At 39.6% G+C, this 13,834-nt stretch carries 12 protein-coding genes; 5 read left to right on the top strand and 7 right to left on the bottom strand.

All coding sequences use genetic code 11. The annotated features are described in order from the left end of the window. Positions 1–129: 129 nt before the first annotated feature. Complete coding sequence (gene addB / locus TY15_RS15145) at positions 130–3,621, top strand: helicase-exonuclease AddAB subunit AddB (RefSeq protein ID WP_040204485.1); 3,492 nt, start codon at positions 130–132, stop codon at positions 3,619–3,621. Beyond that, complete coding sequence (addA, locus tag TY15_RS15140; protein ID WP_040204486.1) at positions 3,614–7,387, top strand: helicase-exonuclease AddAB subunit AddA; 3,774 nt, start codon at positions 3,614–3,616, stop codon at positions 7,385–7,387. Before addB ends, addA begins: the two co-directional genes overlap by 8 nt. Before the next feature lie 43 nt (positions 7,388–7,430). On the opposite strand, the gene TY15_RS15135 is transcribed toward addA, so the two are convergent. From TY15_RS15135 to TY15_RS15110, 6 genes are all read right to left on the bottom strand, one after another. After that, entirely contained in the window at positions 7,431–7,649 is a 219-nt protein-coding gene (locus TY15_RS15135; RefSeq protein WP_040204487.1) for a spore germination protein, read from the bottom strand. Positions 7,650–7,696: 47 nt separating this feature from the next. Next, complete coding sequence (locus TY15_RS15130; protein WP_040204488.1) at positions 7,697–8,083, bottom strand: spore germination protein GerPE; 387 nt, start codon at positions 8,081–8,083, stop codon at positions 7,697–7,699. A 3-nt stretch (positions 8,084–8,086) separates the two neighbouring features. Further along, complete coding sequence (locus TY15_RS15125; RefSeq protein ID WP_040204489.1) at positions 8,087–8,269, bottom strand: spore gernimation protein GerPD; 183 nt, start codon at positions 8,267–8,269, stop codon at positions 8,087–8,089. Further along, positions 8,259–8,882, bottom strand: a complete 624-nt coding sequence (gerPC, locus tag TY15_RS15120) for a spore germination protein GerPC (protein WP_040204490.1) — start codon at positions 8,880–8,882, stop codon at positions 8,259–8,261. Before gerPC ends, TY15_RS15125 begins: the two co-directional genes overlap by 11 nt. An 87-nt stretch (positions 8,883–8,969) precedes the next feature. Then, complete coding sequence (locus TY15_RS15115; protein ID WP_040204491.1) at positions 8,970–9,209, bottom strand: spore germination protein GerPB; 240 nt, start codon at positions 9,207–9,209, stop codon at positions 8,970–8,972. Positions 9,210–9,225: 16 nt separating this feature from the next. Next, positions 9,226–9,447 carry a spore germination protein gene (locus TY15_RS15110; protein WP_040204493.1) on the bottom strand — a complete coding sequence of 74 codons (222 nt, stop codon included), beginning with the start codon at positions 9,445–9,447 and terminating at the stop codon, positions 9,226–9,228. A gap of 144 nt (positions 9,448–9,591) precedes the next feature. On the opposite strand from TY15_RS15110, the gene TY15_RS15105 reads away from it, so the two are divergent. Beyond that, the gene (locus tag TY15_RS15105) at positions 9,592–10,497 is read left to right on the top strand and encodes a fumarylacetoacetate hydrolase family protein (protein ID WP_040204494.1); all 906 of its coding nucleotides are present in this window, start codon (positions 9,592–9,594) and stop codon (positions 10,495–10,497) included. Positions 10,498–10,634: 137 nt separating this feature from the next. Next, positions 10,635–10,994 (top strand): YisL family protein, encoded by a 360-nt coding sequence (locus TY15_RS15100; protein WP_040204495.1) that lies wholly within the window; start codon positions 10,635–10,637, stop codon positions 10,992–10,994. Positions 10,995–11,112: 118 nt separating this feature from the next. Here TY15_RS15100 and TY15_RS15095 read toward each other — a convergent pair whose 3' ends face one another. Continuing rightward, on the bottom strand, positions 11,113–11,676 hold the full coding sequence (locus TY15_RS15095; protein WP_040204496.1) for a DUF2777 domain-containing protein: 564 nt from the start codon (positions 11,674–11,676) through the stop codon (positions 11,113–11,115). A 233-nt stretch (positions 11,677–11,909) separates the two neighbouring features. On the opposite strand from TY15_RS15095, the gene asnB reads away from it, so the two are divergent. After that, positions 11,910–13,757 carry an asparagine synthase (glutamine-hydrolyzing) gene (gene asnB / locus TY15_RS15090; RefSeq protein WP_040204497.1) on the top strand — a complete coding sequence of 616 codons (1,848 nt, stop codon included), beginning with the start codon at positions 11,910–11,912 and terminating at the stop codon, positions 13,755–13,757. The last annotated feature ends 77 nt before the right edge of the window (positions 13,758–13,834 follow it).

Here is a 13,834-nt window from a genome sequence, read left to right as displayed (position 1 = left end):
CATCATTTCCCATTGTTGGGTTGAAGCCTTACGATGTAAATACAAACGTTTGTACTATTTTATGGTAAAATAAATTTAGAAATAGTGCAAAGAAGGCCATATTGATTTATGTGAAAGCGAGGGAACCCCATGTCAATAAGAATGGTAATCGGGCGGTCAGGAAGCGGGAAAACAGCAATGTTTCTCGATGAAATACAAAGTCGGTTAGTAGAAGCCCCAGAAGGCACCCCTATTATTTATATAGTTCCAGAGCAAATGACGTTTTTAACAGAATATCGCTTGGCAACAGACCCATGTATAGGGGGAATGATTCGTGCCCAGGTGTTCAGTTTTTCCCGGTTGGCGTGGCGAATCCTTCAGGAAACAGGCGGAATTAGCCGAATGCATTTAAGTAATGTTGGCATGAATATGCTTATTCGTAAAATCATTGATGATCAGAAAGAAAATCTGAAAATTTTCCAGCGTGCCGCTGATAAGAATGGATTTATCCAGCAGCTGGAGCAAATGATCACAGAATTTAAACGTTACTGTCTTAGGCCGGAGGAATTAATACAAGAATTTGTTCAGTTGGGGACAGAAGGGCCATCAAAAGCCTTACAAGACAAATTAGCAGATTTAGAATTGATCTATTCAAAATTTGAGGAAGAAACTTTTGGGAAATATATTGATTCAGAAGATTACTTCCGCCTTCTAGCAGAAAAAATATCTGAATCAGCTTACTTGAACGAGGCAGAAATCTATATTGATGGGTTTTATAGCTTTACACCGCAGGAATATCTTGTCATAGCAGAATTAATGAAGCGTTGTAAACGTGTTTCCATATCGATGACGGCTGATCGACTATATTTTGATACAGCACCAGATGAGCTTGATTTGTTCCGCTTAGCGGGAGAAACCTGTAATACTCTCCATGACCTAGCAAGGACAAGTAGTATTGAAATGGAGGAACCGGTGTTACTAAGCGAGCAAAAAAAATGGAAGCACCCATCCTTACGGCATTTAGAGGAGAAATTTGACGCACGCCCAGCTAGTGCATTTCATGGCAACACAGAAATTCAACTTAGCCAAGCTGTTAATCGTCGCGCAGAAATTGAAGGGATAGCAAGAGAAGTACGGCACCTTGTTCGAAAAAAGGGATACCGTTATCGCGACATCGCTCTGTTAATCCGAAATGGTGGAGACTATCATGAAATCGTTGAACCGGTATTTGAAGATTATCAAATTCCTTTTTTTATCGATCAGAAAAGGACGATGCAAAGTCACCCGCTGATTGAATTAATACGCTCGACACTTGAAGTGATTAATTCTTATTGGCGGTATGAGCCAGTCTTTAGAGTCATAAAAACAGAGCTCATTTTCCCATTTCAGGAATCCCCACACAAAATGCGGGAGAAGATGGACAGGCTTGAAAACTATTGCCTTGCCTATGGAATCAACGGGAGTAAATGGACGAAGAAGGACCGTTGGAGTTATCGGCGGATAAAAGGGTTAGAGTTTACGGGAAATACTCAAACCGAGGCCGAAAGAATGATTGAACAGGAATTAAATGAATTAAAACTGATGGTAACCGCGCCCATTTTGCGCTTGTCTAGAAGGTTGAAAAAAGCCGATACAGGTCGAAAACTGTGTGAGGCCATCTATTTATTTTTAGAAGAATTAGATATTCCTGAGAAACTAGAGCAATGGAAAATGGCAGCGGAAGAAAAAGGTCAGCTTGTAAGGATGCGGGAACATGAACAAGTCTGGAATGCCGTCGTTGAACTGCTTGATCAATACGTTGAAATACTTGGAGAAGAGCAGGTCCCGTTAAAGGAATTTGCGTCTATTCTAGAAGCAGGCTTCGAATCCTTACATTTTTCACTAATTCCTCCTGCACTTGATCAGGTTTTAATTGGTGATTTGGAAAAATCTAGGTTGAACGATAGCAAGATTGTTTTCGTTGTCGGTGTTAATGAAGGGGTTTTGCCAGCAAAAATAGCGGATGAGGGCATTCTCGCAGACGAAGATCGTGAGCGACTATTAGCAGCCGGAATCAGTGTAGCACCAAGTAGTCGGACACGTCTGCTTGATGAAAACTTTCTTGCCTATAAAGCTCTTACAGCACCATCGGACTATCTATATGTAAGCTATCCACTTGCCAATGACGAAGGGAGGGCATTGATTCCCTCATCCTATATCAAACGGCTCAAAGATATGTTTCCTGATGTTAACGATGCTTATTATGTGACAGATCCTGCTGACCAAGCAGAGGTGGAGCAATTAAGTTTTGTTTCAAATTATACATCAACCTTGTCCTACCTTAATGGTCAGTTGCAATGGAAAAAGCGAAAGTATCCCATCTCAAATTTATGGTGGGATGTATATAACTATTATTTGGAGAGCCCGTGGAAGAGTAAGGCTGAAAAAGTGTTTTCTAGTCTTTTTTATTCAAACACAGTGGTTCAACTTTCTAAAGAGGTTGCCGATGAATTGTACGGTGAGACGATTCAGGCAAGTGTTTCAAGAATGGAATTATACAACGGCTGTGCTTTTTCTCATTTTGCTCAGCATGGTCTAAAACTGCGGGAGCGGCAAATCTTCCGCTTAGAAGCTCCTGATATTGGCGAACTATTCCATGCTGCCTTAAAGCAGATTTCCGATATGGTCAATGAACAAAATATGTCGTGGGCCAAGTTAACACGGCAACAATGTGAAATCCTTTCTAAAGAAGCGGTTAAGGCATTAGCACCAAAGCTACAAAATGAAATATTACTAAGCTCAGAACGGCATCATTATATTCAACGTAAGTTGGAACAAATCATTACCCGTGCCTCAATTGTATTAAGCGAGCACGCAAAAGTGAGTGGGTTCTCGCCAATTGGATTAGAATTAGGCTTTGGTCCAAATGCGGAGTTGCCACCATTATCCTTTTCACTAAAAAATGGGAAAAGAATGGAATTGGCTGGACGGATTGATAGGGTCGATAAAGCGAATGCAGATGAGGATAGTGTCTTTTTAAGAGTAATTGATTATAAATCAAGTGAAAAGGATGTTAATCTAACTGAGGTGTATTATGGTCTTGCCCTACAAATGCTGACCTATCTTGATATTGTCATGACCCATTCCAATGAATTAGTAGAGATGAAAGCAAGTCCAGCAGGTGTTCTTTACTTCCATGTTCATAATCCATTTATTAATACAAAGAAAATGTTAAGTATTGATGAAATTGAAAAAGAAATGATGAAAAAGTTTAAAATGAATGGGTTAATGCTGAGCGACCAAAAAGTTATTCAATTGATGGATCAGACACTTGAGTCCGGCGATTCGCAAATAGTTGCAGCGGGCATTAAAAAAGATGGAAATTTATCGAAAAAGTCAAAGGTAGCTAGTTTAGCAGAATTTACACATTTAAGAAACTATGTCCGGAATGTCTACCAGCAAACAGGCAATGCCATTATTGATGGTCATATCGATATTGCCCCGTATAAACTGAAGGACAAAACACCGTGTACATTTTGCTCCTATAAATCTGTTTGTCAATTTGATGAATCCATTGAGGGTAATCAGTTTAGAATACTGACTCCACATTCGAAAGATACAATAGTAGATTTGATTAGTAAGGAGGTCACGCTAGATGAATAATCTCATGATTCCTGCAAAGCCAGAAGGGGTGACCTGGACAGACGATCAGTGGAAAGCGATTATGGCCAGAGATCAAGATATTCTAGTCGCGGCAGCTGCAGGTTCGGGGAAAACGGCAGTGCTGGTCGAAAGGATCATTCAAAAGATTTTATCTGATGAAGACCCGATTGATGTGGATGAGCTGCTGGTGGTGACATTTACGAATGCATCCGCAGCAGAGATGCGGCATCGAATTGGCGAGGCGTTGGAAAAGGCGATCGACCAGAATCCAGGTTCCAGGCATTTACGGAAGCAGCTCAGTTTATTAAATAAGGCATCCATTTCAACACTGCATTCCTTTTGCATGGAGGTCATTCGCAAGTATTATTATTTAATCGATATTGACCCTGGGTTCCGTATCGCCGATGAGACAGAAGCCCAATTAATGAGAGATGAAGTTTTAGATGAGCTGTTTGAAGAAGAATATGGAAAAAAAGAGAATCAGTCATTTTTCCATTTAGTCGATTCGTTCACGAGTGATCGAAGCGATGCTGCCCTGATGGATATTATCCGTTCCATTTATGATTTTGCACGTTCGAATCCACAGCCAGACTCCTATTTACGTTCGATCGTCTCCATGTACGATGTGGCGGATCTAACCAATTTAGAAGATCTTCCGTTTATTCAGGCACTTCTATTTGATATCGAACTGCAATTAGAGGCGGCAAAGGAAATGATTTTGCGAGGACTTGAGGTAACAAAGCTACCAAATGGACCGGCACCTAGAGCAGAAAACTTTATTGAAGATTTACAGGTTATTGATACCTTGATGGCAGCACAGAAGGACTCTTGGGCAGCACTCTATCAAGCAATGCAAACATGGTCTTTTTCTAGGGCGAAACAGGTTAAGGGGGATCACTACGATAAGACTCTAACTGAGAAGGCTCAGAAACTAAGGGATAAGGCGAAGAAAAAAATTCAAGATATAAACGAAGAGCTCTTTTCCCGAAAACCGGATAGCTTTTTACGTGATATGGTGGAAATGAAGCCATTGATTGAAACATTAGTATACCTTGTTAAGGAATTTTCAAGCCGATTTGAAAAAGCAAAACGGGAAAAGAGTCTTGTGGATTATGCCGATTTAGAGCACTATTGCCTAGGGATTTTGACAAATGGATGTTCAACTGATGGTAAATTTCTCCCATCAGACGCTGCTTTAACCTATCGCCAACATTTTAACGAGGTATATTGTGATGAGTACCAGGACACGAATATGGTCCAGGAAACGATATTAAAGCTTGTGACGAAGGATGGAGAGCAAACGGGGAACTTGTTTATGGTCGGCGATGTCAAACAGTCCATTTATCGGTTTCGATTAGCAGAACCCCATCTGTTTTTAAAAAAATATCATCGGTTCACTGTAGATGGCAGCGAAGCGGGACTCCGCATCGATCTAGCTCGTAATTTTAGAAGCAGGAACGAGGTACTTGATGCGACTAATTATTTATTCAAACAAATTATGGGAGTTAAAGTAGGAGAGATAGAATACGATGAGGCGGCAGAATTGCGAAATGGTGCACCATACCCAGTTGATGATCCTTTTCCAGTAGAAGTAATCCTTATTGATCAAAATGCTGATAGTGCGGAAGTAGCTGCAATAGACGCTGAATCTGAACCGGAAGCGAATGAATTTGATAAAGCAGACCTAGAACAATCACAGATTGAAGCAAGGGTAATCGCAGCGAAAATTAAAGAATTGGTATCAAGTGGTGCACCTGTTTATAATACGAAAACAAAATCGCAAAAACCGATAATGTATCGTGATATGGTCATTCTCCTGCGCTCGATGACGTGGGCGCCGCAAATCATCGAAGAGTTTAAATATCAGGGAATTCCCATTTATGCGAATTTATCGACCGGTTATTTTGAGGCGACAGAAGTATCGATTATGATGTCACTTCTCCAGGTAATTGATAATCCATATCAAGATATTTCGCTTGCTTCTGTGTTGCGGTCACCTATTGTTGGTTTAGATGAGGAAGAATTATCAAAAATTCGTATTCATAAGAAATCAGGTTCTTTTTGGGAGGCAGTTGCGGTTTTCTGTCAAAGCCAAACCGCTGAAAAGGCGGAGCCATTTTACGAGAAAGTCCGCGTTTTTTATGACGCCTTAATAAACTGGCGCTCAATGGCACGACAGGGATCGCTTTCAGAGCTGATTTGGCAATTATATCGTGATACACAATTATATGATTTTGTTGGTGGTTTACCTGGAGGGAAACAGCGTCAAGCAAACCTAAGAGCCTTATATGATAGGGCGCGTCAATATGAACAAACCTCTTTCCGAGGGTTATTTCGATTTTTACGGTTTATCGAGCGGATGATTGAAAGAGGCGATGACCTAGGGGCAGCAAGAGCACTTGGTGAACAAGAGGATGTTGTCCGCATTATGACCATTCATAGTAGTAAAGGTCTGGAATTTCCAGTTGTCTTTATGGCAGGCATGGCAAGACAATTTAATATGATGGATATCCGCAAGCCCTTTTTACTTGATAAAGAATATGGATTTGCCGCGAAATATGTGAATGCCGAAAAACGCATTTCATATCCATCACTGCCACAAATCGCTTTTAAGCGAAAAAAGAAAATGGAAATGCTCGCTGAAGAAATGCGGGTGTTATACGTAGCCATGACAAGGGCAAAAGAAAAGTTATACTTGACGGCAACATTAAAGGATGCACAGAAAAAAATTGACCAGTGGAATGATGCATCCTCACAGACCGAATGGCTATTAAAGGATTACGATCGTGCATCAGCAGTGAGTTATATCGATTGGATTGGTCCAGCGCTTGTCCGTCATCACCACTGTGGAGAATTAAGGTATAACGGTGAAGGAAATGCCCTTGTTCCAGCTGAAATTACTGATCATCCCTCGTCATGGAGGATGACATTCCTACATGCTGAAGAAATCAGAAAACAAGAATCTGAGCTCGAAATGGAAGAGGACCATTTTTTGGAAAAGGTTCAAAGGGCAGAAAAAGTCCCTCTATCCTCTCCGTTTGCTGAGGAAATCAAGGATCGGTTAGCTTGGGAATATCCCTACCAAAGTGCTTCCGTGCATCGTTCCAAGCAATCTGTTTCTGAAATAAAACGCTTCGCGGAAATAACTGATGAGCAAAGTGGGTCAGATTTAGTCCGGAAATTTAGAAAATCCATCGTGACCCGGCCGAAATTCATGCAAGAAAAATCCCTGAGTCCCGCGGAGCGAGGTACTGCTATGCATATGGTTATGCAACATGTGGATCTAACAAGCACAGTTAGTGAGGAATCTCTCCATGATCAATTAACCTGGATGATCAACCAGGAATTGTTAACGTCCGATCAAGCTGCCGTAATTAATAGTGAATTAATTGTTGAATTTTTCCATTCGGCGTTAGGGAAAAGATATTTTCAGGCAAAAGCCATTCATAGGGAAGTACCGTTTACCCTGTCATTACCTGCAAGTGAGGTATATCCAAACTGGAAGGAAGCAGATGAAGCTGTTTTTGTCCAAGGAATTATCGACTGTATCCTGGAAGATGAAGATGGTCTTGTGCTGATTGACTATAAATCAGACGGGATAAAAGACAGGTATAAAGGTGGCTTTCTTCAAGCAAAACCGATCCTCGAAAATCGCTATAGGTTGCAAATAGACCTTTATACAAAAGCGATTGAGCAAATTTGGAAAAGAAAAATAACGGAAAGATATTTATTTTTCTTCGATGGCGCTCATATTTTAAAAATGTAATAAATAAAAAATGACATAGACCAGTGATTGGTTTATGTCATTTTTAATTATTCCCGATAATAGGCTGGTCAACGGCATTTGTATCGAGCACATTTGTGCCATTCAATCCATTATTTGTTACGATCAATCCTCCGGTATTAAATCCTCCAGAACCAGCATTTGTTTTCGAGCTACTCTTTGGAGAGATATAAACAGCATCACCGAATTGCACAATACCGCCACCCACATTAACGATTTGGACGGGACCAATTATTGCTGGCATGACAAACATCCTTTTCAAAGTAAACTATAAAGTAACATATGCTCCGCTCATATTTCATGTTCATGCCTTTCTGGTAATAGCTGACGGATGTGTTTTATCCTAGCTTCTAATGAGATATGTTTACTATTTCCAATGTGTAAAATAGAAGATGACGAAAATCCGATGACATCTATCGTTTGCACTTTTATTATAGGCTTTGGGTTGTGGATCCTGAACGTAAATGGTTCTGTAATCGGCTGAAAGGGGATTGGCTCGGAAAATACGGGATATGTGGAAAAATTTCCCTCATTCCCATAAAAGATTTCGGCTTCCCTTTGAATAGCCATGGCACGAGAGAGTCCATTAATAAAACAAGAATCTCCAATTTGAAAAATAGAGGAAAAGGAAAGCACCTCTACATCGATTTTATCTACATAGGAAGTTCTTTGAAGCATGGTTTATCTCACTTCCGGTGCTAATGGAACAAACGGCCCAATAATTAATGATTCGGCTGGTGTATCAAAGGTGGATGCAAGTTGAATGGTTTCTGTATCGCCAACTAACACTAGGGACGAACTTGCTACTCCATTGATTTTGATAGATCCGACACAAAGATCGCGGTTATAGACTTCAAAGTTCATCAGTCTTCATTCCTTTCACATTTTCCGGCAAATGATTGAAAAAGACAGCTACTCCATTTTGAATCTCCTGTTTTAAGGCGGAAATGATTTGTTCCTCAATAACTGGGACATTTTCTGGCGCTTGATGTGGGGCTGGTTGACTATTTAGGTGATGTTCAATCCGACTAGGCAACTGCTTGATGATGTCTTCTTTTATGAAGGTTAAATAAGAGTCACTAGGTTCCATCCGGAGCATCCTTTGGGCATCCTCGACAATTTGCGGCAGATCGGTTTCTAAAAATCGATAAATCGCTTCTTCAATTTTCATTGACCTTTGCATTTGCGCCTTGGGGGAAAGGGGAGTATTTAATGACTGGTTTTGTACCGCGAAATCCTCGATGTCGGACAAGTCGTTAGGATTTAAGCCAATATTTAATGTCCCTTCAAGTGTCTCAACCTTCAATTGATCAAATTTATATTCAATTTTATCTACATGGATGGATTTTTTCTCATTTAATTGCTTGATTTCAGCACTCATTTTTTTGACGGCATCTTCCAATAAATTGATTCTTTTTTCTTGTGCTTGAATATACATCTGCAGCCATTGAAGGTATTGATTCATATCTTGATACACTTATATCACCTCATTACTTACTCTCCATCTCTCCAACGCAAGAGGCAGTAGGAGTGAAAATAGCTCTCATTTGACCATACCTAATCCCTATTTAATCGTTCTTACAGGTGCTTGTAATGGAACGGCTGGAGCTAATTGAGCATTTTGACCTGCATTTCCCCCCAATGTTGTCGCACCAGGGGCAGGCTGTGAAAATCCGCCGGTATTATACAAATTTGCTTGTGGTTTAATTATCCCGGCACTTCCAATTTGAAATACCGATGAATTAGTAATCCCACTAATTTTGATGAAATTAATTTGAATGGACTGCTGGATATAAAAATTCATAATGACCACCCGTTTATTACATATTAAGGAAATTTCCTTGATCGAGGACATCTGTATCATTGGTGTTGGTAGAACTTACGTTATTATGAACATTCAAACTCTCACCTGTATTAAAGGAACCTGCTCCAGAGAAAGTTTTCGCATTAGAAAAGGGCATAATTTTATAAACGTCTCCGATATGAAAAACGGAACTGTTACCAAGTGTAATGACTTGTGCAACTCCGACTATGGCTGGCATGAACAACACCCTTTTTAAGATTTTCTTTTACATCTTATGATTGGGCGCGGCTATTGTGAATCATTCGCCTAAATAATATTTGTTAGATTGTTCTGTTTATTTTATGATAGGAATAGATGAAAATATGAAATAGGGGTGATGAGATTGAGATTTGTTACGATACAGTTTAAGGATGAACAGTGTATTGGATTAGTAGATTCGGAAGGAGCCAAAATCCTTTTACTAAATAAGGTTGAAAAAGCCAGATCTGGCAATAATAGTTTTCCTGCTTCTATGATAGAATGTATGGCCTTAGGGAAGAGATTTATCGAACAAGTAAATGAGTTGCTTGTATGGATTCAAAATACGGATCAAACCGATCCATTTTATATCCCCCTTGAAGAGGCAAATTTGCTTGCACCCATTCCAATACCGCGTAAGAATATTTTTTGTGTTGGCAAGAATTACGCAGAGCATGCCATTGAGATGGGGAGTGCAGAGGATATCCCTAAACATGTGATGGTTTTTACGAAGGCGCCCACAACTGTCATTGGACCAGATGAAACCGTTCTTAACCACCGGGAGCTGACAGAGCAGCTTGATTATGAAGGGGAATTAGCGGTCATTATCGGCAAGAAGGGGAGAGCCATAAAGAAAGAAGAAGCCCTTGATTATGTATTTGGCTATACCATCTTAAATGATGTAACGGCACGAGACCTGCAATCACGTCATAACCAATTCTTTATTGGGAAAAGCCTGGATACTTCTTGCCCAATGGGGCCTTGGATCGTTCATAAAAGCTTAATTGAAAATCCTAACCATTTAAATATAGAAACAAGGATAAATGGAGAAGTAAGGCAAAGTTCAAATACTAAAAACTTTATTTTCCCAGTTGAAGAGGTTATTTCTGTTTTATCAGCAGGGATGACTCTCGAACCAGGGGATATTATTGCAACCGGTACGCCAGCAGGTGTTGGAAAGGGATTCAAACCAGCCAAATTTTTACGCCCGGGGGATCAGATGGAGATTATGATTGAAAAGATTGGGACACTTCAGAATAGAATTGAATAGAAATTAATTTGGGAGTTCTACATCTTGAGGATTCATGTCCATATTAGTAATGAGTAGATACTGGCTTTTTTTCGTATTTTGCCAGTTCCTATGGTATGATTGTTTCGATATGAAATTATACATAAGGAGGTTCTTTCATGATTCATGGACATATTACCGCATGGATTTTAGCTCTCATTTTATTCTTTGTTGCTCTATCATTATATAAGAGTGGAAAAGCAAAGGGAGCAAAGATTGTTCACATGATCATACGAGTACTATACTTGCTCATTATTGCAACAGGTATAGGACTACTTTTTAAGTTATCCAATATTGATGTTTGGTATATTTTAAAATCGATTGTGGGATTATGGGTGATTGGGACTCTTGAAATGATCCTAAGTCGCGTCGCAAATAACCGGAGAACGTCTGTTTTTTGGATTCAGTTTGTTGTTGCTTTTTTACTTGTCCTTTATTTAGGATTTGTTAAGTTACCGATGTCGTTTTTACATCCTTAGAGGTGAAGAAGAATAAGAAGGCTGTTGAGAATTCTCAGCAGCCTTCTTATTTTTTAGAGACGAATGATAAACCTTGTAACAAGACGTGCACTTGGTTCTAAATACATTAAGCTATATCTTATGATATCATTTTTTCGATGACCAGACGCTTGCCTGTATTTAAGGTGAACTCGAATCGATCATTGATTTTTTCAAAATAACAAAAATGATGCTGCACATTACAAATTTGTTCTTGGTTATCAAAAACCATAAAGTTTACTCCATCTTTTCGATGATCATCGGATAAGAAGGATAAATGATTATAACAGTAAATACAATCGTAAATAGAGAAATTAAGGGAATTCAAGGTCGTAACAAACTGGAAAAAGGCATCATCATTCACTCCGTCTAACAATCTTTCGAGGGAGTAGATTAAATGCTTCCTCATTCTAATGGTATCATGATCACGAAGCATAATGGCTTCCTTCCCACAATGAACTTTTCCTGGTTCATTCAATATCCCTTTTTTCCAGCGATTTAACCGAAAAATTTCAATTTCTTGATGAATAAATTCATCTAACATCGTAGCTTCTTCCGTTTCCTCATCGAAAAAAATCCATTGATCATTTATTTGTTCAACGGTTCCCTCGTTGTAGGCCCTTTGTTGGAAATCATATAGTTTTAGTCGTTGTTGTCGATTCATCATTAACCTCCATACACAGTTGCTTTCTTTTCCTTTTTAGACATCTTCCTGCCTTTTTATAACCTAGTTATTTTTAATAGTTAGGCTTTGTTAATTAATCATCGCGAAAATGACCACTATCGTGCACATGTACAATTGTGATATAGGACAATTAACCATTTTATCTGGGCTGAATACAATAGAGCATGAAATACATGTTCAGTATTTTTAAAATGTAAGGGAGTGAGATACGAATGTGTGGAATCTCGGGATGGGTTGATTTTGATAAAGCTATTAAAAATGAAACAGAAACCCTAACAAAAATGGTGAGAACTTTGTCAAAAAGAGGCCCCGATGAAACAAACATCTGGCATACTGCACATGCTGGCTTTGGTCATAAACGACTGATCGTAGTCGACCCTGAAGGGGGCAGACAGCCAATGACTAAACAAAAAGAGGGCTTTGACTACACCATTTGTTACAATGGGGAATTATATAACACGGAAGATATTCGCAAAATTCTCCTTACTAAAGGATATTCTTTTAATGGTCATTCTGATACAGAAGTACTGTTAACTGCCTATATAGAATGGGCGGAAGAGTGCGTAAATTATTTAAATGGTATCTTTGCCTTTGCTATTTGGGATTCAAAAAAAGAACAGCTCTACATTGGACGAGATCGACTGGGGGTAAAACCGTTATTCTTCACCGAACATCAGAAGGGTTTGATCTTTGCATCTGAAATTAAAGCCATTCTTGCTCACCCTGAAATAAAGCCGGAAATTGATCAGTACGGACTGGCTGAAATTTTTGGGGCAGGTCCCTCTCGATCACCGGGGTCTGGTATTTTTAAAGGGATGAAGGAACTAAGGCCAGCTCATGCCTTAACATTTTCAAAAAATGGGTTGAAAATTTGGCGTTACTGGAATGTGAAAAGTGAAGAGCATAAAGAAAGTGTGGAAGAAACAGCGGAAAAGGTTCGGTATTTAGTGACGGATGCTGTCACGAGGCAGCTTGTTTCTGATGTTCCGTTATGCACATTTTTATCTGGGGGTCTCGATTCTAGTATCATCACCGCGATTGCGGCAAAGGGCTTTGAGGACCAAGGGAAGGGGCAGCTTCATACGTATTCAATTGATTATGAAGGAAATGATCAATATTTTGCCTCAAATGAATTTCAGCCGGATGCTGACGGAAGATATATTCAAATGATGACAGATAGATTTGAAACGAGGCACCATAACAAGACCATATCACAAGCTCAATTAGTAAATGATTTGTTAGAAGCAACACATGTCAGAGATTTCCCTGGAATGGCGGATATTGATTCTTCCTTGCTTTGGTTTTGTAAAGAAATCAAAAAAGACTTTGTGGTAGGTTTATCTGGAGAATGTGCCGATGAAATTTTTGGCGGATATCCATGGTTTCATCGAAAGCAAGATCTAGAGCGGCCTGGCTTCCCATGGATGCGTTCTGTTCAAGAACGGCAAAATTTGTTGTCACCACATTGGCAGGATAAATTAAAACTGGATGAGTATTGTATGGAACAGTACCGGCAGGCGATTGCGGAAACCCCGAAACTTGATGGGGAAAGTATCGAAGAAGCGAAACGGAGAGAATTATTTTATATCAATATGACATGGTTCATGACAACCTTGTTAGATCGAAAAGATCGCATGAGTATGGGGGCAAGCTTAGAGGTCCGTGTTCCATTTGCTGACCATCGCCTTGTGGAATACGTCTGGAATATCCCGTGGGAAATGAAAATGTATCGCGGCAGGGAAAAAGGAATTCTTAGAAAGGCATTCGAAGGGACCCTACCGGAGGAGGTTTTATATCGGAAGAAAAGTCCATATCCGAAGACACATAATCCAGAGTATACTAGGGCGATTCAACAATGGATGGGAGCGATATTACAAGATAAATCCTCGGCTTTACACGAACTTTTTCAAAAAGACCAGTTGGAAAGCATCGTCAATTCGGGAGGAAAGTCCTTTCAAGAGCCATGGTTTGGCCAGTTAATGACAGGGCCACAATTGTTAGCATATCTTGTTCAGCTTCACACATGGTTTAAGGATTACAATATTAATATCGTAAATTAACCTATAAAATTTGGAATAAAATCATGATTTAGATTAAAATGAGTATTGGGAAGAGGGATCTTAGCCTCTTCCTTTTT

Origin of the sequence: Neobacillus jeddahensis, assembly GCF_000612625.1 — a bacterium.
Taxonomy (GTDB): Bacteria; Bacillota; Bacilli; order Bacillales; family Cytobacillaceae; genus Neobacillus; species Neobacillus jeddahensis.
Note: the sequence above shows the minus strand (reverse complement) of the source record. Positions and strands in the feature narration are given on the sequence as shown.

Coding starts and splice junctions, on each gene's coding strand:
- addB (WP_040204485.1), top strand. CDS start 130: ATGTCAATAAGAATGGTAATCGGGCGGTCAGGAAGCGGGAAAACAGCA.
- addA (WP_040204486.1), top strand. CDS start 3,614: ATGAATAATCTCATGATTCCTGCAAAGCCAGAAGGGGTGACCTGGACA.
- TY15_RS15135 (WP_040204487.1), bottom strand. CDS start 7,649: ATGCCAGCAATAATTGGTCCCGTCCAAATCGTTAATGTGGGTGGCGGT.
- TY15_RS15130 (WP_040204488.1), bottom strand. CDS start 8,083: ATGCTTCAAAGAACTTCCTATGTAGATAAAATCGATGTAGAGGTGCTT.
- TY15_RS15125 (WP_040204489.1), bottom strand. CDS start 8,269: ATGAACTTTGAAGTCTATAACCGCGATCTTTGTGTCGGATCTATCAAA.
- TY15_RS15115 (WP_040204491.1), bottom strand. CDS start 9,209: ATGAATTTTTATATCCAGCAGTCCATTCAAATTAATTTCATCAAAATT.
- TY15_RS15110 (WP_040204493.1), bottom strand. CDS start 9,447: ATGCCAGCCATAGTCGGAGTTGCACAAGTCATTACACTTGGTAACAGT.
- TY15_RS15100 (WP_040204495.1), top strand. CDS start 10,635: ATGATTCATGGACATATTACCGCATGGATTTTAGCTCTCATTTTATTC.
- TY15_RS15095 (WP_040204496.1), bottom strand. CDS start 11,676: ATGAATCGACAACAACGACTAAAACTATATGATTTCCAACAAAGGGCC.
- asnB (WP_040204497.1), top strand. CDS start 11,910: ATGTGTGGAATCTCGGGATGGGTTGATTTTGATAAAGCTATTAAAAAT.